The following is a 24,030-nucleotide window of genomic DNA, read 5'->3' as shown; positions in this document are numbered from 1 at the left end:
GGTGTCAGCCGAGACGCGCCGAGGCGAAGCTTTCCGCGATGGCCATCACGGCGGCGTGGATCGGGCCGGCGGTGATTTCCGGGATGATCGAGGCATCGACGATCCAGAGGTTGTCGAGGCCGCGCATTTTCAGATTGGAATCGACAATGGCCGCACCGTCAGACCCCATCCGGCAGGTGGCCACGGGGTGGTGATGGGTGATCGCGGCCATGGCGATGAAAGCATCCATCGCGGCTTCGTCGGTCAGGTCTCCGGGCGTGGGCTGAACTTCTTCGGCGATCCAGGGAGCAAGCTCGGCGCTTTGACCGATCTTGCGGGCACGGTCGAGCGCCACGCGGAACAGATGCCGGTCGCGTTCTGTTGCGAGGTAATTCGGGTCGATGGTGACGGGATCGGAAAGCTCCGGCCCGGTGATGGTCAATTCTCCGCGGCTGGTCGGGTTGGTGACGCCGAACAGAAGGGTGAAACCATGGCCCGGTTCGGGCGCGTTGTCGAACATCTCCGAGGCGCTCGGGGCGACGACACAGCCGACGACGATGTCGGGGCGGCCTTCGGTCCGGGTCGGATCCTCGGCCTGATAGCTGAGCGATTCCGAGATTTGCAGCTTGGACGGGATGATGTCCCTGGCGGCGCGGTAGATATTGCCCGCAGCGAGCAAGTGATCGTGCAGGTTCTTGCCGATCTCGCGCCGTGCGATCAGGCAGTCGACACCGGCCTCGGCCAGCCGCTCCGGATCTCCAATGCCAGAGCGCATCAGGGTCGTCGGGCTCCCGATGGCGCCGAGGGAGAGGATGATCTCATCGGCCTCATAGCGCAGAAGCTCCGTGCCGTGATGCACTTCGGCGGCGACCGCGCGCGTGCCGTCGAGGATCAGACGCCGCACGGGGGCCTGTTCGACGATGGTGAGGTTCGGACGCGCCAGAACATCGGGCGTCAGCCAGGCATCCGCCGTGGTCACGCGTTTGCCGTCGCGGATCATCAGGGCGTTGGGCGCGGTGCCGATCAGTTCTTCGCCGCAATGGTCGCGCAGACGCGGCATGCCAAGCGCCACCCAGCCTTTGATATAGTCCTTCACCAAAGGATGGCTCTGGGTCTCGTCGGGCAACATGATCGGCATCGGGCCGTCACTGGAGTGCAGGGCGTCTTCGGGGATGTTCCAGGTCTCGGTCGCCTTGAAATGCGGCAAAAGCCCGTCATAGCTCCAGCGCGCATCGCCGGACAGTTCGGCCCAGCGGGCAAAGTCCGCGCGATGGCCGCGGACATGGAACATGGCGTGCAGGTTGCTCGACCCGCCCAGCACACGGCCCCGGGCCCAGCGATGTACGCGGCCTGCGGTGCCCGCCTGCGGTGTGGTTTCGAAATCCCAGTCGAACTCGCGGCCCTGGATAAAGGGCCACATGTCGGGTTTCGCAATGTCGGGGTCTTTTGCCCATCCGCCGGCTTCGAGGAGTGTGACCTTGACACTCGGGTCGGCACTCAGGCGGTTGGCGAGGATGCAGCCGGCGGAGCCGCCGCCCAGAATGAGGATGTCGCTCCTCAAAGCGTCAGAGTCATGCGGCATCGCCCGGTCTCAATCCAAGTCCCATGAGTTTGCGTTGGGTGCGTTCGAGATGGTCGAACATCGCCCGTTCGGCGGTGGTCGGATCGCGCGAGGCAATGGCTTCGGCGATCTTCTGGTGTTCAAGGTCGCGGGCTTTCACCCGTTCGACCGTGGTGTTTTCGTCGCTGTCCGCATCGGTGAAGCGCAGGCGGGCGTCGTTTTGAACCCGGTGCAACAGGATGTGAAGCTCGGAGGCGAGGCTGTTGCGCGAGCCTGCGGCGACGGCACGGTGGAAATCCTGATCGGCCTGCGCGGGGCTCAGATCGGCGGGGGAATGCGCGGTGCGCAGGATCTGGGCGATCTCGTCCGGCGAGGCACGGAGCGCGGCCAAACGGGCCAGCGCGGGCTCGATCATCAGGCGCATTTCCATGACTTCGAGAGGGTTGGTGGATTGCACCAGCCGCGCGCTGCTGGGCGGCGTGGGATTGGTGTCGGAATGCGCCCGGCGCCCGCTTTTGGCGGAGGTCAGCTCGCCATTGTCGCGCAGCACCTTGAGTGCCTTGCGCAGGCTGTGGCGGGAGACCTGAAGCGTGTCGGCCAGAACGCGTTCGGGCGGCAATTCATCAGAGGTCTTGAGCAGGCCGCGCAGATGCTCCAGCAGGTCGTCGACCATGGCCGACTTGTCTGTCCGAGGGGCCGCGTCGCGTTTTGTCCCCTGTGCCGATGACATATCCCCGCTCATTCTCCGCGCGCCCTCCTGCTCACTCTGACATCTGTTTGCCTGAATTTGTGCGAAACCCATGCGCAATGCAACCAAAAAATCGAAAATGGTCAAAGTTTGGTTGCAAGCGGTTGCCGCCCTGTGGTTGCATGGTTGCAGTGAGGGGCGCTGCCCGGCGATCCGTGGCTGCCCCCGGCGCAAGAACACAGGACTTAGCACAATGAACGACAAGACGGCCGCGGTGAATGCCCCCGCGCTCTTCACCCTGACGACAGGACCGGTGAACTGTTATCCCGAGGTGCTTTCAGCCCTCGGGAAACCGGTTTTTTATGATTATGATCCGTCATTTATGGCCTATTACGAGAAGGTTATGAAAAAGCTGGCGGTGGCGCTCGGGACCTCAGATGTGCCGATTGTCCTGCAGGGCGAGCCAGTTCTGGGGCTGGAGGCTGCGGCCTATTCCCTTGTCGCGCCGGAGGACACGGTTCTCAACCTCGCCTCCGGGGTTTACGGCGCGGGGTACGGTGAATGGCTCAAACCGAGGGCCGGGGTATTCCACGAGATTCGCGTGGCCTATAACGATGTGGTCGATCCGGTTGCGGTCGATGAATTCCTGACCAACCATCCAGAGGTTGGTTTGGTTGCGGTCTGTCATCACGACACGCCCTCCGGCACGATCAACCCGATCAGGGAGATCGGCGAGGTGGTGCGCAAACACGGCGCGCTTTACGTGGTGGACAGTGTGTCGGCCTGGGCCGGGGTCGAGGTGGATGTCGAGGCCTGCTGCATCGACCTTCTGGTGACGGGGCCGAACAAATGCCTTGGCTGCCCGCCTGCGCTGTCGATCCTGACGGTGTCGGAGAGGGCCTGGGCCAAGATGGCGGCCAATCCGGCGGCGCCGCGCGCCTCGATCCTGTCGATTCTCGATTGGAAGGACGCGTGGAGGGCGACGGAAGGATTTCCGTTTACGCCGTCGGTGTCGGAGATTTACGGGCTCGAAGCCGGGATCGACCGCTATTTGTCGGAAGGCCCGGCCAATGTCTGGGCGCGCCACGCCAAGACCGCCGAAGCCATGCGGGCAGGGGTGAAGGCCATGGGGCTTGAACTTTGGGCCGCGCGCGAAGAGATCGCTTCGCCGACCTGCACCACGATCAAATTGCCCGATGGGGTGGACGAGACCGAGCTGCGCAATCTGATGAAGGTGCGCTACGGCGTGGTGATTTCCTCGGGCCGGGCGGAGACCTTCAACAAGCTGGTGCGGGTGGGGCATATGGGGCCGACGGCTTTCCCGCTCTATACCGTTCTGGCGCTGACCGCGCTGGGTGGCGCGATGGGTGAGCTGCTTGGCAAGCCGCTCGACATCGGGGCCGCGGTGGCGGCGGCAGAGGCGGTGATGCGCGGATAAAAGCTTGATCACCAAAAAAAGGCGGCCAGATCGACCGCCTTTTTCGTGCGTGAACGAGGCGGGATCAGTCGTGGACGACCACACCGTCCCGGGTCATCGGCACGCCATCGAGCGACAGAGAACAGCCGCGCAGCGGGATGTCGAGGTGACAGGGTGTGTCGCGGGTGCCGCCCGCTTCGGTGTTCGGTCCGGTGGAGAACAGGAAGTTCCCGGCGAAACAGCGCGCATCCATCGACAGCGCCGCCTCGCGATCGTAAAGCCCGAGCGTGGTCCAGTTCGCGCGGTTCTCAAGCCCCCAGCCGACATGCGCCATGGCATAGGCGTCCGGGTCGTTGAAACTGTCCATGAAGGTCTTCATGTATTCGGCGGTCCAGCCGCCTTCGATCTTGGTGACAAAGCCTTTCTCGATGGTGAGATAGATCTTGTCAGCGGCGTAGCGTTTGAAGGGCAGCAAAATATCGCCCTCGTCGATCACGATGATCCCTTCGGCGGAGCCCTCATCGGGCCAGCGCGCAATCATGCAGCTCGGCCAGTGATCCCAGCGCCCCGGCTCATCGGCGAGGCCGTATTGCAGGAGCACCGGGTACTGGCCGAGCTTGCAGCGGAAATCCGTCCCGGCTTTCGAGGTGACGGTCATTTCCCTGGCGGGGTCCATGTATTTATTGGCGGCGATGACTTTGTTTTTGGCCTCCGGCGAGGGGATCATCCGCAGCATTGTTTCCGGCGGTTCGACGGCCAGAAGCATGCGTGTGCCGGTTTTCAGGATCTCTTCCTGTTCGTGGGAAAAAAGCAGCTGAAGCGTGTCGATCACCAGATCGGCGGCCTTCAGTGCGGCAAGCGCCGAGGTGTTGACGCCAAGCTGCGTGGTCTGGCCGACATAGCCCGATTTGTCGCGCGACAGCGCCTTGTCGCCATTGATCATCGGCAGGTTGATCATGGTGATGATCCCGCCCAAAAGCCCCGCCGCCGTGCGCGCGCATTCGACGATCTGCATATTGCTGTCGTCGGAGGTCAGGATCGCGACCTGTTCGCCGGGTTTGAGTTGGCATTGTTCCAACACGTTTTTCCACGCGAGGACGAAATCTGCGTTGCTGATCGCCATGGGAGCTCCTGTTTATCTGGCTGCACCGACGGCGTGAAAGCCGCGGTTGTAATGCAAAAGCGGGTGACGGTCGGGGTTGAGCGCGGCTTCGCGCACCTCCCCGATGAAGATGCTGTGAGATCCGGCCTCGACGGCCTGGGTGAGGTCGCAGGCGACGGAAGCCTGGGCAAAGGCATAGGCGGGGGCACCGACACAGGTTTCGACCCATTCGAAGCCCTCGAACTGATCGGCGCCGGTCTTGCCGGTCATACCGGCAAAGCTCTCGGCGAGATCGCGGCTTTGCTCGCACAGGATGTTGACGCAGAAATGCCGGTTCTCGGTGATCGCCCGATGCGCGGCACCGTTGCGATTGACACAGACGAGCACGGTTGGCGGCTCCATCGTGACGGAGGTAAAGGCCGTGGCGGTCAGCCCGCGCCGGGCGTCGCCACGACCGGCGGTGATAACGGTGACGCCCGCGGGGTAGAACCGCATGGCGGCCTTGAGGCCTTCGACGGCATCGGCTTGGGGAAAAATCATCGGCATGATCATGTTTCACTCCGTGAAGCGGGTTTGGCGGCATCTATGCGCAGGGAGGGGGACCAGATCGGCAGGCGCATCAGCAGGTCCACGAGAAACGGGCCGAACAGGACCACGGTGAACATCCGCACGGTCTGAAAGGCGATGACGGCGGCGACATTGGCCTTGGTCGCGATGGCGACGAGGGCGACGGTTTCGATGCTGCCGGGAGCGGAGGCCAGTAGCGCGGTTTTCACGTCGAGATCGGTGAGGGCATAGAGGATCAGGCCCAACCCGGCGCTGATCGCGATGAGGGCGATGGTAGAAATCAGAACGGCAGGGATCAGCCGGATCACATGGCCGAGCACCTCGCGGGTGAATTTGAGCCCGACCTCGAGCCCGATCACTCCGAAGGTGGCGAGGATCAGGACATGCGGCATTTGCAGGTGCAAGAGGCCGGTGGCCTCGATCACGGCACAGAGAATCAGAGGGATCAGCATGCCGGCGGCGGGCAGGCGCTTGAGCTTGACGGCAATGAGCGAGATTGCCGCGAGGGCAGGGGCGAGGATCGGCGAGAGCGGCGAGATGTCCCGGGCCGGCAGGCTGGCCTCGGGGCTGTCGGGCAGCAGCGAGGCAAAGAGCGCGACGGACAGGATCACCGACGCGAGGCGCACATATTGCATCAGCGCCACGATGCGGGCATCGGCGCCGCGCTCATTGGCGATGATCACCATGGCGCCGGACATGCCCGGCAGGCTGCCGTAAACCGCGACATCCTCGGAAATCCCGGTGACACGGTTCATCAGCCAGCCGATGGTGAAGGCGACGACAAGCGTCGCCCCGGTCATCGCCAGAAGCAGCGGCCAGTCCTGTGCCACATCGACGAGAATGGCGGGGGACATGGAGGTGGCGATGAACACGCCCGCCGCGCCCTGCGCCAGCACATAGGCGGGGCGGGGCACGCGCAGGTGGCTGCCGCTGGCGCCAAAGGCGATGCCCGCGATCATCGCGCCCAGAAGCGGGGCGGCGGGGAAATGGATCAGCCCGAGGAGCGAGGCCAGCCCGATGGCCGCCGCGAGCAGGGCGGACCATTGCAGGCTCTGGCGCACATCGCGACTGCTCAGGCGTTCAAGCGGGTTCTGTCCCCTCATGGATGGCCTCGCAGGGCATCGAAGGGCGTGTCGAGACAGGTTTCGATAAAGGCGGCCATGGCGAGGGTTTTCGCATCTTCGCCGACCCGCCCGATGACCTGAACGCCGACGGGAAGGCCGTCGTGCATGAGGGCGGGCACGTTCAGCGCGGGCATGTGAAGAAGCGTCCAGGGGGTGTTGAACATCGGTGCGCCGGTGCTGGCAAAGCCCTCGGGGGCGGTGCCGGGGGCCGCAGGGGCCAGAAGCACATCGACATCGGCCATGGCCTCTGCCAGATCGGCGGCTACCTTGGGCAAAGCGGCGCGGGCGGCATCATAGGCGGGGGCATCGATCCGTGCCTTTTCGGTCAGAAAATCGCGGGTCACGGGCGTGAGTTGGTCCCATAGCGCGGCGCGCTCATGGGACAGGGCGCGGCTGACTTCCCAGCCCATCACGGCGGCATGCAGATCATGTGTGGTGATGAAAGTGTCCGGCACGTCGATTTCGACCACCGTGCCACCGGCGGCTTCGATCCGGGCCACGGCCAGATCGAGCGCGGCCACGGTCGCAGGCTCGGCAGGATCGAAGGGCGGGGTGCGGAACAGGCCCACCTTGGGCGCGCTGGGCAGATCGCCCGACAGTGCCAGACCCGGACCGCCCGCCAGAACGGAGGCGGTGAGGGCCGCGTCGCGCACAGTGCGGGTCACAAGCCCCAGCGTGTCGAGCGAATGGGCCAGAACCTTGATCTCGGCGGGCTCCAGAAGCCCGAAAGAGGGCTTGTAACCGACCACGCCGCAATAGGAGGCCGGGCGGATGATCGAGCCTGCGGTCTGGGTACCGAAGGCCATCAGCGCCATGCCCGCGGCGACGGCGGCACAGGACCCCGAGGAGGAGCCTCCCGGCGTATGGGCAAGGTTCCACGGGTTGCGGGTCTTGCCGGAGCTGGCCATGGCGAATTCGGTCGAAACCGTCTTGCCCATGATCAGCGCACCGGCGGCTTTGGATTGCGTCACACAGGGCGCGTCCCAATAGGGCTGACACCCCTCATAGGCGGCAGAGCCATAGCCCGTCGGCATGTCGACCGTGTCGATCACATCCTTGACCCCCACGGGCAGACCGGCAAGCGGCCCTGCGCCCGCCTTGTCGCGGGCATCGGCGGTGCGGCGCACCAGCTCCGGGTCGCAATGGATATAGGCGCCGATTTCGCCGTCTTTTTCGGCGATCCGTTCGAGATAGGCCTCAGCCACTTCACGGTGGCTCACCGCACCGGAGGAGACTTTCGCGATCAGATCCGTCGCATCGTATTGAATGAGATCGCTCATGACAGAAACTCCGAAAGATCGGGGCGCAGATCGGCCCAGGGGGCGGCGCGTTCAACCTGACCGGCGAGCGAGAACAGAAGGTTCTCCCCGCCCAGAGCCGCGCCGAAATGGACGCCGATCGGCAGGCCGGATGTCGAGAGGCCAAAGGGCAGGCTCATCGCCGGGAAACCCGAGGCGTTGAAAGCGCAGGTAAAAGGGCTGTGCGCCCAGAATTGATCGTAGAAGGCGTCAAGGCTCTGGGTCTGGCTCGACATCGTTCCGAGTTTCGGCGGCAATTCGGCGCTGGTCGGGCTCATCAGAATGTCGAAACGCTCGAAGAAGCGGCCAAGCCCGCGCGCGGTGGCGTGAAGCTGGTTGACGGAGGCGAGGTAATCCATGCCGGTGAGGGTCAGAGCCTTGCGGATCCATTCCGCGTTGGCGGGTTCCAACTCGGCAATCGGATCTTTGATCCCCAAAGCCTTGCCGCGGGCCAGAACGGCGGTGGCGACGTTGACGCCGGGAATGACCTGCCACGCGGTCTTGAGCGCCTCGGCGTCATAGCCCGCGCTTTCGACGATCTCGACATGATGGCCGAGGCTTTCCATCAGCTTGGCGGCCTCTTCGGTGCGGGCAAGGATCTCCGGATCGACCGGCGTGCCCAGAGGCGAAGCGAGGGTCAGACCGATTTTGAGCGGTTTCGGATCACGCCCGACGGAGATGAGATAGCTCTCGGTTTTCACCGGCTGCGCATAGGGATCGCCGATGTCCGCACCGCCGGAAATGTCCAGAAGCGCCGCGCTGTCGCGCACGGATTTGGTCAGCGCATGGGGCGTGGACATGCCCGCGATGCCCTCAACGGCGACGGGGCCAAGCGGGTTGCGCATCCGGCTGGGCTTGAACCCGAACAGTCCGGTGTGCGCGGCGGGCAGGCGGGTCGACCCCGCACCGTCCGAACTGTTGGCAAAGGGCACAAGCCCTGCGGCCACCGCCGCCGCCGAGCCGCCCGAGGAGCCGCCGGGGCCGTGATCGAGGTTCCACGGGTTGCGTGTGACCCCATAGTCGCGCGGTTCGGTGGCGAAACTCAGCGCGAATTCCGGCGTGTTGGATTTGCCAAGGATCACCAGCCCCGCCGCGCGGTAGCGCGCCACGAGGGTGCAATCGGTCTGATCCACATGGCCTTTGAACAGCCGACACCCGGTGGACATTTCCATGCCACGCACGGCGATGCCGGTGTTCTTGATCAGGAAGGGTACGCCCTTGAACGGACCGTCGGGCAGGCCCGCGTCGATATCCGCTTCGGCCAGATCGAAATGCGGATGCACGATGGTGTTGAGATGTGGCTCAAGCGCCTCGATCCGGGTCATGGCGGCGTCGAACACCTCCTTGGCGCTGACCTCGCCACTTTGCACCAATCCGGCGATCGCGGTGGCGTCCAGCCTGTCGTACTCGTCTCGCATGTCTTATCCGATCTGGGCCAGGAACGCGTCCTTGTCCCAATAGTCCTGTGTCCGCACGATCTCATCGCCCGCGCGCTGGAAAAGATGCATCCCGTCGAGCGCCACCGGTTTCGGGGCGGGGTCCGGGGCCTTGTCGCTGGGGCGCGGCGTGAACGTGCCGGTCATATGGTAGAATACCGCGATGTGATCCGCCGAGCGCACGGTCTGGTGCGGGGTCCATGTCACATCCGGGAGCATGTTGAAGAACCCGGTCAGCCCGTCGCGCAGGGCCTCATGCCCCGTGCGGCTCTTGCCCATGGCGATTTCGTCATGGCGCCCCTCTGTCGCATAAAGCCGGGTGGCGGCCTCGGCGTCGTGGCGGTTATAGGCGGCGTAAAACGCGTCGATGAGGGGGCAATCGGTCATCAGTCTGCTCTTGTGAAGGAGGGCGCGCCCGGAAGAGGGCAGGCGCGCCCGTAGGGGACGGGGTTACCAGTCCATGCCGGCGATGGTTTTCACCTGATCGACGAAGGCCTCGCGGCTCACTTCGTCGAAGAGGCGGGCACGCAGACGCGGGGCGGGCGAGGAGTTGACGTTCTCGAAGAGCGCCACGCGACCCGCAAGCGACCCGCTGGTCATGTCCCAGATGAAGTTCATCAACAGTTCTTTCTGCATGGCGGAGACGCCGTGACCCGGCAGCAAGTCATTGAGGTAATGACCGATTTCGGGGTTCTCAAACGCGTCTTTGCCGAAGCGCATGACGAGACCCTGACCGCACATTTCCTGAAGGATATGAATGATCCGCGGGTAATGTTCGATCGAGTAGAGGCGACCGGCGGTCAGCATCGACACATCGGGGGTGACAACGCCGGAGGCGAGCTGCGTCGCTTTGGCTTCAGCGGCGATCACGAAAGCGCGGAGCGTCTGGGCATATTGGATCAGCTCGCCCAGCATCTGCTGTACGGCGGGGATATTGCCGGTGCCGAGCACGTCGAGCACCATCTGACCGGCGCCGACGAAAAGCTCGGATTTCACCGCCATGCGGGTCAGCACATGCCAGTGTGCGAACACCGTGGCGCGGCCATACCAGGACATGCCGTCCGGATCGCCGAGGTTGAAGATGCGCTCTTTCGGCACGAAGACATTGTCGAAGACGATGAACTGGTCGGCCTCTTCGCCCATGGAGGAGACCGGATGGTCGAACTTGTTGGCACCGGGTTGCGACACCATCTCGCGCGAGATCATGGTGATGCCATCGGCATTGATCGGAACGGCGCCCCAGACACAGGCCTCCGGCGGGGTGGTGGTCAGACCGCCGAGGTTGGTGAAGAAAATGTCATTGGCCTGCGCCGCGATCGAGCCAACGGTTTTCGCGCCGGAGACATAGATGCCGTCGGCTTGCGCCTTGGTCACACGCAGGAAGGCCATCTCCGCCGCCTTCGGGTTCGAGCGGTCGGTCTGCGGACCGGCGAGGCTCTCGGAGGCGGTGAGGTTGGTGTTGCGACCAAAGTCCATATAGGCTTCGATATTTTCCGCGAAATCCGGGTTGCAGCCGTCGATCATGGATTTTTTCTGTTTGAAAACATCCTGATAGGCCATGAGACCCGCGACGATTGCGGGCGAAAGGTCCGGCGGGCGGCCAAAGGTACCAGCGGTTTTGAGGCTGGTGTATTCGATCATCTTGCGGCGGTCGGCCAGCTCTTCGATGGTGGTCGGCACCTGCCAGGCGCGGCTGACGATCTCGCCGGATTTGGGGTCGAGATAGGTGGTCGCATCCTCGAATTCCGGTTTGAACTGATCGTCGAACATCTCGGCCAGAAGGTCGACACCGGCGCCGAGCGCGGGTTCGTCGGTGACCTTGTCGAGCTTGCGCTTGCCGATCCAGATGTTGCGACCGTCATCGAGCGAGGCTTTGAACTCGGCGCCGGTCTTGAGCCGGTGCGCGGGTTTGCTCGCCGTGGTGGATGTATCTTGCACTGTCATTGCTTCTCCTGAAGTCCCTGTTGGTGGGGCTGCTGGCGTTGTCATCCGAGTCGAGATGTTTCGGACCGCCGACTGATGAGTTACGCTAGATCGCGCAACCAACTATGCGCAACCAAAAAAGAATGGTTGAGTCATATTTTTAAAAATTTTGGAGTGGGTTGCGTAGAATATCAGCAGGGATAAGCAGTATTTTTTCGCAAGATGCCGAAAAAATACCCTAAATACAGCGAATTTTGCACCGTTCGTCTGAAATTTGTGCTTTTGGGTGGCTTGGTTTGGTTTGGTTGAGAAAACAACCAATAAAACGGTTGAGATTTGTTGACGGCTGTTTGATCGGCGTTATGGTTGAGTCGAGATTGGTTGTTTTGGTCGGGTTGTCCCGGCGCGTGATCGCTCCGCAGAGAGGCGACAGGCAGAACAGCCAGCCCACGCACATTCCGGTGGCTTGGCCAATGGCTCGGTGTCCGGATTTTTCAGGAACGCGAATGGCAGGGATGTCGATGGTGAACCAGAGGCTGGTGGACCGTAGAAACGCTTGGGGCCGGTCACCTCCCCGTTTGGGGGAGGCGGACGGGGCCGTGCCAAGTGATGGGCCAGATTACCGCGCTGTGCAAAGCGTTGCGCTTGCCTCTTCGGGGACGGCACCCAGCGGATCGGCGGCGCAATCGAAGCGCAGATCGGGTTCGGCGCGCCCGGCGGTCCGCAGCAGCGGCATTTCGAACCGGGTGTCCCAGCTACGCCCGCTCACCCCGCACCACAACCGCTCCACCGGCATCTGGTCGCCGATCGGGTTGAGCATGAAGACCTCGCCGGTCTCCGGGTTCGACCAGAGCATCGCAGAGAGCGAGACGCCATGGGCGGCCTGGCCAAGCTCCAGAGAATACCAATGTGCCAGCTTCACGCTGCACGACAGCGCGATCTCCCCGGTGTTCGCAATCTCGAAGGCCACAGGCGAAAGCCCGTCGGTGCCACGTTTCGGCGTCGGGCCGTGGCCCTGTGCGCTAGCAGACATGCCACTGAAAACAGAGGCGAAAAGCGACAGGCAAAGAGCTGTGGGCGCGAGCGTGCGGGGGAGATGGGACACGATGGAATCCTCGGTTGGGGGAGAGAAATTCGCGGTGCAAGAGCACGGCGAGTGTGCCGGAAACGGAAGACTAAAAATAAAATTTGTCAACAGATGGAGCGAAATATGACGATGACAAAGACGACGAAAGGGGCATTGCGGCTGATGACCGCGCTCGCTTTCACGGCGGGCATGAGCACCGCCGTGCTGGCCGAAGAAATCACTTCCATGGCCATTCTGACGCCGGAAACCGGGACGGATTACGGCTGGAACCAGCAAGGCATCGACGGCGCGAAAGCCGCCGGAGAGGCGATGGGCGTCGAGGTGATCGTGGCCGAGAACCTCGGCTATGGCGATGTGCGTCCGACCCTGCGCGAACTGGCGGAAGAAGAGCCGGGCCTGATTATCGCCCATGCCAGCGGTTACAACACGGCCGCCCCCGAGATCGGTGCCGAAACCGGTGTCAAAGTCGCCATCGTCGACAGCCCGAGCGCGCTGAGCGAAGGTGCGGTGGTCGATTACACCGCCTCCGGCCACGAAGGCGCCTATCTCGCTGGCGTGCTTGCCGCGAAGATGACCCGGTCCGGCACCGTTGGCATCGTCACCTCCGGTGAGCCGCCGTCATGGAACTCGCAATCCGCCGCTTTCGCCGAGGGCGTCAAGGCGACCAACCCGGAGCTGGTGATCCGTTATGCGGTAATTGGCCCGGCTGCTTACTCCGACGCTGCGGGCGGCAAGCGCGTGACCGAATCCCTGATTGCTGCAGGGGCGGACATCATCTTCGGTCAGGGCAACGGTTCGTCCTTTGGCATGTTGCAGGCTGTGGAAACCACGCCCGCCGCCGATGGTGGCAAGGTCATGTTCATCGACGTGATTGGCGACAAGACCCCGATCGACAAGGGCTACCTCTTGTCTTCCGTGCTCTGGAACCTGACACCGGTTTATGAGGCAATGATCGAAGACATCCGTGCCGATACGTTCGGCACCCGGAACTACGGCATCAATCTGGCCGATGGCTCCGTGGCGCTGCTGAAATCGCCTTATATCCCCGAGGATGTCTGGGCCGAGGTGATGGCGGTCAAGGACGAGATCGTGTCCGGCGCGCTGGTGGTCGAGCCGCATTTCGATGCGGAATCGGTGCATGCGCTCGTCACCGGAGAGTGACCTGTAAGCGTTTAAACCGACGCTTGGAAATGATCGGGCGGGCCCGTCGAGGGTCCGTCCAGAACTCTGGAGACCGATATGTTAGACGCACAGACCCGCGCAACCGCCCGCCCTTCCGGCACGGAGGCCCCGCCGATTGTCGCCTTTGAAGGGGTGACCAAACGCTATCCGGGCATCATCGCCAATGACAGCATCGACATGGAATTCCGCGCGGGCGAGGTGCATGTGCTTCTGGGCGAGAACGGCGCGGGCAAATCGACCCTCGTCTCCATGCTCTCAGGCCTGCAACAGCCCGACGGCGGGCGCATCCTGATCGACGGTGTCGAACGGCCCATCGGTTCGCCGTCGGAGGCGCTGGAAATCGGGATTTCGACGGTGTTTCAACACTCCATGCTGGTGCCCAGCCTGACCTTGGTGGAAAATGCCACGCTTGGGCGAAAATGGTGGCAGAAGCCGGATCGCGCGGGCACAGCGGAGGCGATGAAGGCCGCCGCCGAACGCATTGGCGTGAACCTCGATCCCATGGCCGTGACCGGCGATCTGTCCCTTGGCGAACGCCAGCAGGCGGAGATCACCCGCGCCCTGATGCGGGGGGCTCGTTTCCTCATTCTCGACGAAGCCACCGCGATGCTGACGCCCAACGATGCCGCCCGTTTGGGCGAGCTGATGCGGCGTCTGGCAGCGGAGGGTATGGCGGTGGTGTTCATCACCCATAAACTCAACGAGGCGGTGGCTTACGGCGACCGGATCTCTGTGCTGCGCCTCGGCAAGAAGGTCGGCGGGCTCGCGCCTGACGCGCTCAAAACGCTCGATCCTCAGGAGGCCACCAATGAGGTGGTGCGGCTGATGTTCGGCACGCGCGACGCCTCGGGCGCGGAAGAGGCGCATCCCGACAGCACGACCGTCGACCGCGCCGCGAAACCGACGCTCGAACTTCTGGCCGTTTATGCCGAAGCCGGGCGCGTACCGCTTCAGAATATCGAATTCAAGGTCTGGCCGGGGGAAATTCTCGGCATCGCCGGGATCGACGGCAATGGCCAGAAACAACTGGCGGAAACCATTTCCGGGCAGGCGCCGGTGTCGGACGGGCGCATCGTTCTGGACGGGGCTTACATCGACAGGATGACCATCGGTCAGCGCCGGGAAAAGGGGGTGCGTTACGTGACCGACGACCGCTTGGGCGAGGGAACCGTGGGCACGTTTCCCATGTCGATCAATCTCTTGCTCAAGGAAATCGGACAGGCCCCCTATTGGCGCGGCGGTCTTGAGCAGCCCGAGGCGATCCGCGAAAACGCCCGCCGGAAGGTGACGGACTTCGACATCCGCACGCCTTCCATCGACACGCCGGTGGGCAAGCTGTCGGGCGGCAATATCCAGAAGGTGCTTTTGGCACGCGAGCTGGCGGGCAGCTCCCGGGTGGTGATTTTCGAGAAACCGACCTACGGGCTCGATCTCGCCAATATCGCCGCGACCCAGATGCGCATCCGTGAGGCGGCCAAAAGCGGGGCGGCGGTGATCCTGATTTCCACCGAACTCGACGAGTTGCTGGCGCTGAGCCACCGCATCGCCGTGATGGATCAGGGCCGGATCGCGGGCATCGTCGAGAATGAAGACGGCGCCCGCCACACCATCGGGGCCTTGATGAGCGGGGCCGCAAAATGAGCACACAGAGCATGACAGACACAGTTCAAACCACCGATGCAGGCCAGAGGTTGCGTGCCATCGGCGGCGTTTTGATGATGAGCCTCGGGCCGGTCCTGATGGCCTTTCTCCTCTCGGGCGTCATCCTTCTGATCCTCAAGGTGAACCCGTTTTCCTATTACGGCTATGTCTTCGGGCGCGGGCTTTTGTCGCCGACGGGTGTGCAGGCGACGCTCACGCGCATGGGGCCGCTCCTGCTGATCGCTGCGGCGCTGATCGTCGCTTTTCGGGCGGGGATCTGGAACCTCGGCGGGGACGCGCAATTTCTGGTCGGTGCGGTGTTCTGTGCCGCGGCCACGCCTTTGATGGCGCCGCATGTGCCGATCTGGCTCGGTCTTCTGGCAGGCGCAGCAATTTCGGCCATATTCGGCGCGCTCTGGGCGCTGGTGCCCGCTTTCCTGCGTGCCTATCAGGGGCTCAACGAGATCATCACCACGCTGATGATGAACTTCCTCGGCATTTCCCTGGCCTCGGTTCTGGTCAAACTCGTCTTCCTCGACCCGGCCACCACCGTGCCGCAGACCCGCACCCTTGCCGTCGAGGACCGTTTGCCGACACTGTTCGGGACGACGATTTCGAGCGGGCTGATCATCGGGCTTGTCGCCATTCTGGCGGTGCATTTCATGATGACCCGCACGGCTTTCGGGCTGCGCCTTCGGGTCGTGGGCGGCAATGCCAGTGCGGCGGTGCACGCGGGCCTTGCCGTGCCGCTTCTGACCATCGCGGTCTTTGCCATTTCGGGCGGTCTGGCGGGGCTGTCGGGCGGGGTCGCGATCCTCGGCCAATACGGCAATGTGCGCGCCGACTGGAATCCGGCCTATTCGCTGTCCATCGTGCCTCTGGTGTTCCTCGCGCGGTTCAACGGCTTTGCCGCCATCGGTTTTGTCGGCCTGTTTTCGATCCTCTCGATCGGTGCGGAAAGTGCGGCGCGGCGCACAGGCGTGCCGAATTATTTTACCCTCGTGACCATCGGCATTTTGCTCGTGATGCTCGCGGTCTCCGAATATTACAGCGCCAAGCGCCAGAAAGCGGGAGCCTGACATGACCCTGTTCACGGACACTTTCCTGATCGCCCTGATCGCAGGGATCGCCGCGGCGGGCGTGCCGCTCCTGCTTGCGGGCCTTGGCGAACAGCTTTCCGAGAAAGCCGGCGTGCTCAATGTCGGCATCGAAGGCATGATGCTCGGCGGTGCCTATCTCGGATTTTACATCGCCTGGGCGACGGAGAGCACCGGGCTCGGGTTTCTCGGCGGCATTCTGGGCGGGATGCTGGTTGCCTCTCTCATGGTGCTCTTTTGCGTGCGCATGGGGCTCAACCAGATCGTCATCGGGATCGCGCTGACGCTCGGGGCCGAGGGGGCGACGGCGCTTTTGCATCATGTGCAGTTCAGCCGTCTTTACCCGCGTCTTTCCGATGTCGCCACATGGCGCATTCCCGGTCTGGCCGATATTCCGATCATCGGCCCGGCCTTGTTCGACCGCGAACCCGTGGTCTATCTGGCCGTCGCGCTGGTGCCGATCCTCGTCTATGTTTATCGTCGCACCCATCTGGGCCTTGCGGTGCAAGCGGCTGGGGATAAACCGGCGGCGCTCGATTCTGCAGGCCAGAGCGTGTTGGCCATTCGCAGCTTTGCCGTTCTGGGTTGTGGCGCGATGGTCGGGCTTGGCGGGGCTTTCATGTCCATCGTCGGGGCCGGGGTGTTCGTACCCTTCATGACCCATGGCAACGGCTTCATTGGCATCGTTTTGGCGATGCTGGCGCGCGGGCGTCCGCTTTGGGTGCTGTTCGGGGCGGTGCTGTTCGGCGCCTGCTTGTCGGCGGCCACCGCGCTTCAGGTCGCAGGTGTCGATATTCCGACCGATGTGGTGCAGATGCTGCCTTTCGTGGCGGTCATGCTGGTGCTGCTGATCGCCGGGCGCAACGCCAAACTGCCCGCCGCTCTGGGGGCGGCCTATGTGCGGGGGGAGCGCTAAGATACCGGGAGAGGGCGCACGGGTGTCGTCTTGTCGCGTGGCGCGACGATTGTTCCGCGACAGATACATGTTATGACATCATCAGGTTGAGCGAAGCCGTGCGGAGACCCCGGTCTCTGTGCGGTTTCGCAGAAGCATATAAAGGACATGATTCATGACACGCAAAGTCGATGTGGCCATTCTCGGGGCCGGCAGCGCCGGTGTGACGGCGCTTTTCACCTTGCTCAGGGCGGGCAAGAGCGTCGTTCTGATCAATTCCGGGCCGGAAGGCACCACCTGCGCCCGGGTCGGTTGCATGCCGTCGAAAGCGCTGATCGAGGTGGCGACGCTTTATCATGACCGGGAGCGCCAGAAGGCGTTCGGCCTGAGCGGCACGGAGGCGCTTGCCGTCGACGGGCCTGCGGTTATGGCGCGGGTGCGGGCGATCCGCGACAAGCTGGTGAACGGCTTCATCACGCGCACCCACAAACATCTCGACGAGACCCAGTTCATCGACGGTCACGCCACGATCCTCTGCCCGAACCGTGTCGAGGTGAATGGTGAGGAGATCGAGGCCGGGGCGATCCTCATCGCGACCGGATCGACCCCGGTTCTGCCCGCGCCGTTTCGCGCGCTGGGCGAGGCGTTGGTCACCACGGATACGTTTTTCGAACAACCGGATTTGCCGAAATCCATCGCGGTCGTGGGTCTTGGTGTGATCGGTTGCGAAATCGGTCAGGCGCTGGGTCGTCTGGGTGTCGAGGTGCACGGCTTTGACGCCGCGCCGGTGATTGCCGGGATCAAGGACCCGGTGGTGGCGGAAGCCGCTGCCGAGTGGCTTGGGCGGGATATGTCGATCACCCTGGGCGCGAGCGTCGAGCCGAAGCTCGAAGCCGATGGCACTGTGACGATCACGGCGGGCGGCAAGACGGTGAATGTCGAGCGCGTGCTCGCAAGCATCGGGCGACGCCCCAATGTCACCGGTCTGGGCCTTGAGGCGCTCGGTGTCGAGCTGGACGGCCACGGCATGCCCGCTTACGACCGCGAAACGCTACAGATCGGCGATCTGCCGGTCTATCTGACGGGGGATGCCAACGCGGACCGGCCGCTGCTGCATGAGGCCAAGGACGAGGGCAAGATCGCCGCGCTCAATATTATCGCAGGCAGCCGCAAACCCTTCCGCCGCCGCGTGCCGCTGGGCGTGGCCTTCACCAGCCCGCAGATCGCCACGGTGGGTGCGTCTTTCGACACGCTCGATCCGGAGCAGATCGCCATCGGCGTCGCCTCGGCGGAGGGCAACGGGCGTTCGAAGGTCAAGGCCGAGACGGCAGGCACGATCCGGGTCTATGCCGACAAGAGCTCGCTGAAACTTCTGGGCGCGACCCTGGCGATTGGCGCGGGCGAGCATATGGCGCATTGGCTGGCGCTGGCGATCGAACAGGGGCTGACGGTGGACGCCTGTCTCGAAAGCCCGTTCTATCACCCGGTGCTCGAAGAAACCTTGCAGGATGCGCTGATGAGCTGTCTGGCGAATAGCGGGCATAAACTGCCGCACCCGCCGGGCCTGACGCTCGCTTAAGGTTTATTGGTTCGACCGGAACACATAGCGCCGATCGAGCTGAAACTTGATCACATAGCCAATGGCGAGGCCGAGGATTGCACCGGCCTCGCGGGCAGCCGTGCTGTGCCAGAGCGCCCAGGCCCCGACCTCCATGCTCCAGAAAATCGCCGTCGTGATCAGCCCCATGGCGGTGTAAAGTCCGAATTTGCGGCCATGCGCCCGCGCGCCGGTCTCCCGGTCATAGAAGATCCAGCGCTTGTCGAGCAGGTATTTGATGACGAGCCCGATGCCGGTGCCCGCGATGAGCGCCACAAGCAGCGCGCCGGGGCCGGGCCACAGCACAAGCGCGAGCCGCTGCACCCCGAGATTGGCAAGCGTGGCAAGGGCGGCAAAGGTCCCATAGCGTAAAAATAGCGCGGGCAGGGGCAGCGGTGTCGCGCTCATAGCAAGGTGCCGGCGACCCCGAGGGCGAAGATGAGGCCAAAGCAAATCAGGCTGACGCTGTCTCTCGCGGCATAAAGCACCGGATCGTCGTTCATCTGACCGCGATGGGTGGTCATCACCATGCGGCTGATCCAGTAGAGCAGCACCAGACAGGCCCCCCAGAGAAAGCCCGGCTGCGGATACATCTCCAGAACATGCGGCGCGCTGATATAAAGCGCCATGACGAGGACGGAGACATAGCCGGAAGCCAGCGCCATCATCGTCACGATAGGCACGTCCGCGACATGATAGCCGCGGCCATGGGCCGTGAGCTTGCCGGAATTGCGGCCGTCGACCAGCTCGGCCTGACGTTTCACGGCGGCGAGCGAGAAAAAGAAGAAGATCGAGAAAGCCAGCAGCCAGACCGACATCGGAATGCTCGCGCTGGTGCCGCCCGCCAGAATGCGGAGGGTGTAAAGTCCGGCGAGTGCGAAAATGTCGATGACCAATTGTCGTTTCAGCCAGAGCGAATAGGCCATGGTCAGCACGTAATAGACCATCATGATCGCGAGAAAATGCGGCCCAAGAAGGATTGCCGGGATCAGCCCCGCGATCAGCAGCGAGGCCGCCATCACAGTGCCGCGCGCGATGGGGATCGTGCCTGCGGCAAAGGGCCGGAGCCGCTTGCGGGGATGCGCCCGGTCGCCTTTCAGGTCGAGAAGATCGTTCAGCACATAGACCGATGAGGCGATGAGGCTGAAGGAGATGAAGGCGACGCAGGCAAGGAAAAACACCCCGAAGCTCAGGTCATGTGCGGCCAGCATCGGCACGAAGACGAGCAGGTTCTTGAGCCACTGATGCGGGCGGATCGCCTTGGCATAGGGGCGCAGGTCGCGGTTGTAGGGCGTCAGATGTTCGACCGGCCCGTTGCAGGCGACGCCCGCCTGTAGTGCCGGTCTGGCATTCACCGTGATCGCACCGCCCGCCACCTGCCAGACCGGCAGGTCCGCCGCATGATCGCCCATGTAGATGAAATTGCCCGCGCCGAATTCCGAGATCAGACGCTCCGCCTTGGCCGGACCTTTGAGGTTGTCGGTGCCGTCGGACCCGATCACCAGATCGAATAGCCCGAGGTGTTCCGCGATGCGGTCCGCGAGCCTTTGATCGCTTGCGGTCACAAGCGCGGTGCGCCCGCCCTGTGCACGCCAGTCGCGCAGGCGCTGCAAGACGGTTTCGTCATAGGGCAGGGTCGTGACATCGACATCGGAGCGCTCCGCCAGAATCCGTTTGAGCGCCGCCTTGCCCTGGGTGAGCGCCCCGAGCGCCCGAAACGGCAAAGCCCAGTCCCGGGCAAAGCCGGACCAGAAGGTTTCATGCAGCATGTCCGAGCGCAGAACTGTGCCGTCGAGATCGACGGCGAGGGTCTGGATAGGGAGCTGAGGGGCTTGTTCCAAAAAGCTTTTCCGGGCAACGAGAGGAGTTGGCGCCGAGACTGAAGGCGGGGAGGAAGCATGTCAATGCCGCAACGGGGACGCGGAGGCGGATGCCAGCCGCATAGTCCATGAAGCACAAACCGAGGCCGCCCACATCCGCACCGAGAACGCCCAGGAGATTGCCGAGGCGCGGGCCGAAGGCGAAGCAGCTTTGCAGGCCCTCGCAGATCGGCTGGCAAGCCGTGAGGCCGTGCTGACCGCCAATATCGAGGCGATGGGTGCCGATTTGGCGCAGCTTGGTGCCGACCGCGATGCAGCGCGCGCCGATCTGGAACACTTTGCAGAGCTGCGGCAGCAAATCGGGTTCGATCTGGTCCCCTACCGCAACCGCGTGGTGATCGTGGTGCCGCAAGGTGAAACCATCACCCGCTGGAGTGCCCCCGGCCTGTCGAATCTCGCCCGCTACAATGGGCGGATGTTTCGGGTGTTGCAAGCAGACTAAGCGGGCGTTGAGCGACGGGATAGCTTTCGCCGGTCATCTAATCGGGCAGTTACGCTTTAGCGTAAATATTGAAAATTTACGTTGAGGCGTAATTCGTTTTGATTTACGCTTTGCAGTAAAAGGAGCCGCATCATGGACCTCTCAGCGAGAACTGCCGAACAGATCGGTGAAGCGATCCGGCGCACGCGAAAGGCGCGCGGTTGGACACAGGGCGATATCAGCGCGCGCACCAACCTGCGCGTCGCGACGATTTCATCGCTGGAAAACGGCGATGCGGGTACCAAACTGGCGACGCTTTTGGCTGTTATGGCAGCACTCGGGTTGGAGTTCCGGCTGGTTGAGCGCGGCGGCTCGGTTGAGATTGAGGACATCTTCTGATGGCCCGCAAAAAATCAAACCGGCGCGGGCGCAGCGGCACAATGCAGGTGCTTTTGAACGGGCGGCTGGTGGGGCATCTGCGCCTTGCCAGCTCTGGCGCGATCAGTTTCGCCTATGATCTGGGCTGGCTGGCGTGGGAACATGCCATACCGATCTCGCTGTCGCTGCCCCTGCGCGAAGAGGCACATCAGGGCGCGCCGGTCATCGCTTATCTGGAAAACCTGCTGCCTGACAATCAGGCGATCCGCGAGCGTGTGGCGGCGCGGGTGCGCGCGGGCGGCACGGATGCCTGGCACATGCTGGAGAAGATCGGGCGCGACTGTGTGGGGGCGTTGCAATTCGTCTCGGGTGAGGTGCCCGAGGCAGGCGGGCTGGAGGGCGAGCCGGTCACGGATGCTCAGATCGCCACCCTGCTGCGCAATCTGGCGAGCGCCCCGCTTGGCCTCGACGAGGACGACGATTTCCGCATTTCCATTGCCGGTGCGCAGGAGAAAACCGCGCTTTTACGTCATAACGGCGAATGGATTCGACCCTCGGGTCTGACGCCCACAACCCATATATTGAAAACCCAGCTTGGCGTACTGCCGAACGGGATCAACTTATCGGACAGCGTCGAAAATGAGTTCTTCTGCATGAGCTTCTGTCGCGCCATGGGGGCGGATGTGGCCGAGGTCGAGATCGTCGATTTCGAGGATGTGCGCAGTCTTGTGGTGACACGGTTTGACCGGCGCTGGACCGCTGACGGGCGGCTGATCCGCCTGCCACAGGAGGATTTTTGTCAGGCGCTTTCGGTGCCGCCCAGTCAGAAATACCAGATGGATGGCGGGCCGGGGATCATCGAGGGTATCGGCCTTTTGGCAGGCAGCGATGATGCGCTGGCCGATCAACGCGCTTTCTTCCGCGCGCAGGTTCTGTTCTGGCTTTTGGGCGCGACGGACGGCCATGCCAAGAATTTCAGCATCGCGCTGCGCCCCGGCGGTTTCCGCATGACGCCGCTCTACGATGTGCTGAGCGCGCAAAGGGCCGTGGATGGCGGGCAGATCCGCCAAAACCGGATGCGCCTCGCCATGGCGGTGGATGGGCACTACCGGATCAACGAGGTGGTGCCGCGTCACTTCCTGCAAGCCGCCAAAGCGGCGGGGTTTGGCGTGGCGCTGGCGGAAGAGGTATTGGCAGAGGTTGCCGGGCGTGTGGAGGGGGCGCTGGCGGAAACGCAGGCCGCGCTGCCCAAGGACTTCCCCTCCGTGCTAATTGAGGTTCTCGCAAATTGCATTCGGGCGCGGGTAGCCAGTTTCGACTTGTGACCCTGTTGGGCGGGGTGCGGAGATTACGCGGCCTATTCTCCGCACCAGATGCGGAGAATAGCGGATCACTCTACGCCTTCTGCTGTGCCTGGTTGCTTTTCGAAAACCCGCCCGAGCTTCTTGTAGCCCAAGCTATCGACGGTGATGTTGCCACATTCGCAAGACGCCATGCCTTTGTTCGCCCCTTTCGGCGCTTTAGCTGCATAGTGCCAGCTTTCAGCGATGGTGCCGCAGAGCGTGCATTTCACCCGGAACGGTTTGTCGGGGTTGGCTTTCGACATATTGGTCCTGCCTGGCAACAACTGAAGTTCGAAGAGCGAGCACAGCCGCTCATGGCGCGCCGTTCACGAACTCCTCTGCGGCCTGATTGAGATGTGCCCAGTCTCGCACCCGTGCCTTCAGCTCGGCAATGGTTGAGCGCACGAACCGACAAAATGGTGAGAAATTTTGGGGATGCTCGCGCTATCCTAAGTGCCGAGGGACGCGGAAGTAACCATTTCGGCCCATAGCTGTCGTTTGCCGATAAGGCAGCGAAGGTCGGTTTCGAACGACAGGAAGAACAACGTTTTATCGGCACAGTGATTTTTGGGCGCACGAACAGACCGCGCGCCCAATTCTCGACTGCAAAGTCAGAGCATATGTGACTCTATCACAAGTCCGGCGATACCCGCTCACCAAGGTTGATTGGCAGGTCCAACGGTGAATTCATTTACCGTCGTATCTTCCGGCAGAGAGAGCGCGAAGGCCACCACATCGGCGATGCGTTCCGGCGCGATGCGCCAAATGCAGCCTCATCAAGGGTGTCGAGATACTCGCGTACGGCACGAGGCGCATCAGCGGGCTCGATGGTTGAAGCATCCCAGTCTTCCTTTGACGTCGAGTTCTGTTTGTTCGCATCTGCCTCAATCAGGCTGGCATCCACCGCCATGCGCTGGCCACTCGCCAGGCCTTCTTCGATGCAGCGCGCCACCGTTGTCTCAAATAGATGGCGCAGCAGCTCGCTCTCGCGGAAACGACCGTGCCGGTTCTTCGAAAACGTCGAATGATCAGGCACCCGGTCGTTCAGATCGAGGCGGCAGAACCAGCGATAGGCGAGGTTCAGATGCACCTCTTCGCAGAGCCGCCGCTCCGACCGGATGCCGAAACAATAGCCGACCAGAAGCATCCGGATCAGCAGCTCGGGGTCAACGGAAGGCCGGCCCGTGCGGCTGTAGAACTCAGCAAGATGAGCACGGATGCTGCCCAAGTCGACGAACCGATCAATCGACCGCAGCAAATGATCCTGAGGGACGTGATCCTCAAGCGAGAACTCGTAAAACAGCGATGCCTGCGCTTCCTGCCTCGGACCCATCATCGGTCAATCCTCCCGTCCGTTGGAAGAATTGAAACAGCAGATCACACACCGATCAAGCACGAGTTTTTCAACAAAATA

At 63.0% G+C, this 24,030-nt stretch carries 23 protein-coding genes and 1 pseudogene; 10 read left to right on the top strand and 14 right to left on the bottom strand.

Going from position 1 to position 24,030, the window contains the following annotated elements; all coding sequences use genetic code 11:
• Nucleotides 1-4: 4 nt before the first annotated feature.
• Together NH195_RS10765 and NH195_RS10760 are read right to left on the bottom strand one after the other, a co-directional pair.
• On the bottom strand, nucleotides 5-1,561 hold the full coding sequence (locus NH195_RS10765; protein ID WP_066706623.1) for a GMC family oxidoreductase: 1,557 nt from the start codon (nucleotides 1,559-1,561) through the stop codon (nucleotides 5-7).
• On the bottom strand, nucleotides 1,551-2,213 hold the full coding sequence (locus NH195_RS10760) for a FadR/GntR family transcriptional regulator (RefSeq protein WP_066706620.1): 663 nt from the start codon (nucleotides 2,211-2,213) through the stop codon (nucleotides 1,551-1,553). The genes NH195_RS10765 and NH195_RS10760 overlap by 11 nt, the downstream gene beginning before the upstream one ends.
• A 268-nt stretch (nucleotides 2,214-2,481) precedes the next feature.
• Between NH195_RS10760 and ppaT the strand changes: the two genes are divergently transcribed.
• The gene (ppaT, locus tag NH195_RS10755) at nucleotides 2,482-3,666 is read left to right on the top strand and encodes a pyridoxamine--pyruvate transaminase (RefSeq protein ID WP_066706618.1); all 1,185 of its coding nucleotides are present in this window, start codon (nucleotides 2,482-2,484) and stop codon (nucleotides 3,664-3,666) included.
• Between the two features lie 64 nt (nucleotides 3,667-3,730).
• On the opposite strand, the gene NH195_RS10750 is transcribed toward ppaT, so the two are convergent.
• From NH195_RS10750 to NH195_RS10715, 8 genes are all read right to left on the bottom strand, one after another.
• A complete protein-coding gene (locus NH195_RS10750; RefSeq protein ID WP_066706617.1) occupies nucleotides 3,731-4,768 on the bottom strand; it encodes a 2,5-dihydroxypyridine 5,6-dioxygenase NicX family protein in 1,038 nt (345 codons plus the stop codon).
• 12 nt (nucleotides 4,769-4,780) lie between these two features.
• Nucleotides 4,781-5,299, bottom strand: a complete 519-nt coding sequence (locus tag NH195_RS10745) for a flavin reductase family protein (RefSeq protein WP_202906501.1) — start codon at nucleotides 5,297-5,299, stop codon at nucleotides 4,781-4,783.
• A complete protein-coding gene (locus NH195_RS10740) occupies nucleotides 5,296-6,417 on the bottom strand; it encodes an AbrB family transcriptional regulator (RefSeq protein WP_066706614.1) in 1,122 nt (373 codons plus the stop codon). The genes NH195_RS10745 and NH195_RS10740 overlap by 4 nt, the downstream gene beginning before the upstream one ends.
• A complete protein-coding gene (locus NH195_RS10735) occupies nucleotides 6,414-7,718 on the bottom strand; it encodes an amidase (RefSeq protein ID WP_066706610.1) in 1,305 nt (434 codons plus the stop codon). The genes NH195_RS10740 and NH195_RS10735 overlap by 4 nt, the downstream gene beginning before the upstream one ends.
• Entirely contained in the window at nucleotides 7,715-9,154 is a 1,440-nt protein-coding gene (locus NH195_RS10730; protein ID WP_066706608.1) for an amidase, read from the bottom strand. The genes NH195_RS10735 and NH195_RS10730 overlap by 4 nt, the downstream gene beginning before the upstream one ends.
• 3 nt (nucleotides 9,155-9,157) lie before the next feature.
• Entirely contained in the window at nucleotides 9,158-9,559 is a 402-nt protein-coding gene (locus tag NH195_RS10725) for a nuclear transport factor 2 family protein (protein ID WP_066706607.1), read from the bottom strand.
• A gap of 63 nt (nucleotides 9,560-9,622) precedes the next feature.
• On the bottom strand, nucleotides 9,623-11,116 hold the full coding sequence (locus tag NH195_RS10720; RefSeq protein WP_066706602.1) for a 4-hydroxyphenylacetate 3-hydroxylase N-terminal domain-containing protein: 1,494 nt from the start codon (nucleotides 11,114-11,116) through the stop codon (nucleotides 9,623-9,625).
• A gap of 598 nt (nucleotides 11,117-11,714) precedes the next feature.
• Nucleotides 11,715-12,200 carry a hypothetical protein gene (locus NH195_RS10715; RefSeq protein ID WP_066706600.1) on the bottom strand — a complete coding sequence of 162 codons (486 nt, stop codon included), beginning with the start codon at nucleotides 12,198-12,200 and terminating at the stop codon, nucleotides 11,715-11,717.
• A 105-nt stretch (nucleotides 12,201-12,305) separates the two neighbouring features.
• On the opposite strand from NH195_RS10715, the gene NH195_RS10710 reads away from it, so the two are divergent.
• From NH195_RS10710 to NH195_RS10690, 5 genes are all read left to right on the top strand, one after another.
• Entirely contained in the window at nucleotides 12,306-13,343 is a 1,038-nt protein-coding gene (locus NH195_RS10710; protein WP_202906500.1) for a putative B6 ABC transporter substrate-binding protein, read from the top strand.
• Between the two features lie 78 nt (nucleotides 13,344-13,421).
• A complete protein-coding gene (locus NH195_RS10705; RefSeq protein WP_066706598.1) occupies nucleotides 13,422-15,005 on the top strand; it encodes a putative B6 ABC transporter ATP-binding protein in 1,584 nt (527 codons plus the stop codon).
• Between the two features lie 11 nt (nucleotides 15,006-15,016).
• Nucleotides 15,017-16,084: a putative B6 ABC transporter permease subunit 2 gene (locus tag NH195_RS10700; protein WP_202906499.1), complete on the top strand. Its 1,068-nt coding sequence runs from the start codon at nucleotides 15,017-15,019 to the stop codon at nucleotides 16,082-16,084.
• Nucleotide 16,085: 1 nt separating this feature from the next.
• Nucleotides 16,086-17,018 (top strand): putative B6 ABC transporter permease subunit 1, encoded by a 933-nt coding sequence (locus NH195_RS10695; RefSeq protein WP_066706594.1) that lies wholly within the window; start codon nucleotides 16,086-16,088, stop codon nucleotides 17,016-17,018.
• Nucleotides 17,019-17,172: 154 nt separating this feature from the next.
• Nucleotides 17,173-18,576, top strand: coding sequence for a dihydrolipoyl dehydrogenase (locus NH195_RS10690; RefSeq protein WP_066706592.1), 1,404 nt, complete (start codon nucleotides 17,173-17,175; stop codon nucleotides 18,574-18,576).
• Between the two features lie 3 nt (nucleotides 18,577-18,579).
• On the opposite strand, the gene NH195_RS10685 is transcribed toward NH195_RS10690, so the two are convergent.
• Together NH195_RS10685 and NH195_RS10680 are read right to left on the bottom strand one after the other, a co-directional pair.
• Nucleotides 18,580-19,002: a GtrA family protein gene (locus NH195_RS10685; RefSeq protein ID WP_066706590.1), complete on the bottom strand. Its 423-nt coding sequence runs from the start codon at nucleotides 19,000-19,002 to the stop codon at nucleotides 18,580-18,582.
• The gene (locus NH195_RS10680) at nucleotides 18,999-20,435 is read right to left on the bottom strand and encodes a UbiA family prenyltransferase (RefSeq protein WP_066706589.1); all 1,437 of its coding nucleotides are present in this window, start codon (nucleotides 20,433-20,435) and stop codon (nucleotides 18,999-19,001) included. The genes NH195_RS10685 and NH195_RS10680 overlap by 4 nt, the downstream gene beginning before the upstream one ends.
• A 190-nt stretch (nucleotides 20,436-20,625) precedes the next feature.
• Here NH195_RS10680 and NH195_RS10675 point away from each other — a divergent pair, with 190 nt between their 5' ends.
• The 3 genes from NH195_RS10675 (at nucleotide 20,626) to NH195_RS10665 (ending at nucleotide 22,598) form a co-directional block, all read left to right on the top strand.
• A complete protein-coding gene (locus NH195_RS10675) occupies nucleotides 20,626-20,916 on the top strand; it encodes a hypothetical protein (protein ID WP_066706586.1) in 291 nt (96 codons plus the stop codon).
• A gap of 132 nt (nucleotides 20,917-21,048) precedes the next feature.
• Nucleotides 21,049-21,294, top strand: a complete 246-nt coding sequence (locus tag NH195_RS10670) for a helix-turn-helix domain-containing protein (RefSeq protein WP_066706583.1) — start codon at nucleotides 21,049-21,051, stop codon at nucleotides 21,292-21,294.
• Nucleotides 21,294-22,598: a type II toxin-antitoxin system HipA family toxin gene (locus NH195_RS10665; protein ID WP_066706579.1), complete on the top strand. Its 1,305-nt coding sequence runs from the start codon at nucleotides 21,294-21,296 to the stop codon at nucleotides 22,596-22,598. Before NH195_RS10670 ends, NH195_RS10665 begins: the two co-directional genes overlap by 1 nt.
• A gap of 65 nt (nucleotides 22,599-22,663) precedes the next feature.
• On the opposite strand, the gene NH195_RS10660 is transcribed toward NH195_RS10665, so the two are convergent.
• Nucleotides 22,664-22,879, bottom strand: coding sequence for a hypothetical protein (locus NH195_RS10660; RefSeq protein ID WP_066706576.1), 216 nt, complete (start codon nucleotides 22,877-22,879; stop codon nucleotides 22,664-22,666).
• A 128-nt stretch (nucleotides 22,880-23,007) separates the two neighbouring features.
• Here NH195_RS10660 and NH195_RS21875 point away from each other — a divergent pair, with 128 nt between their 5' ends.
• Nucleotides 23,008-23,091: a topoisomerase DNA-binding C4 zinc finger domain-containing protein gene (locus NH195_RS21875; RefSeq protein WP_081423884.1), complete on the top strand. Its 84-nt coding sequence runs from the start codon at nucleotides 23,008-23,010 to the stop codon at nucleotides 23,089-23,091.
• A 279-nt stretch (nucleotides 23,092-23,370) separates the two neighbouring features.
• Here NH195_RS21875 and NH195_RS10655 read toward each other — a convergent pair.
• Nucleotides 23,371-23,952 (bottom strand): annotated as a pseudogene (locus NH195_RS10655) (transposase); the annotation flags it as partial.
• Between the last annotated feature and the right edge of the window lie 78 nt (nucleotides 23,953-24,030).

It is taken from the genome of Celeribacter ethanolicus (assembly GCF_001550095.1).
Classification (GTDB): domain Bacteria; phylum Pseudomonadota; class Alphaproteobacteria; order Rhodobacterales; family Rhodobacteraceae; genus Celeribacter; species Celeribacter ethanolicus.
The sequence above is the reverse complement of the archived record's forward strand: the minus strand, read 5'-3'. Positions and strand labels throughout refer to the sequence as shown.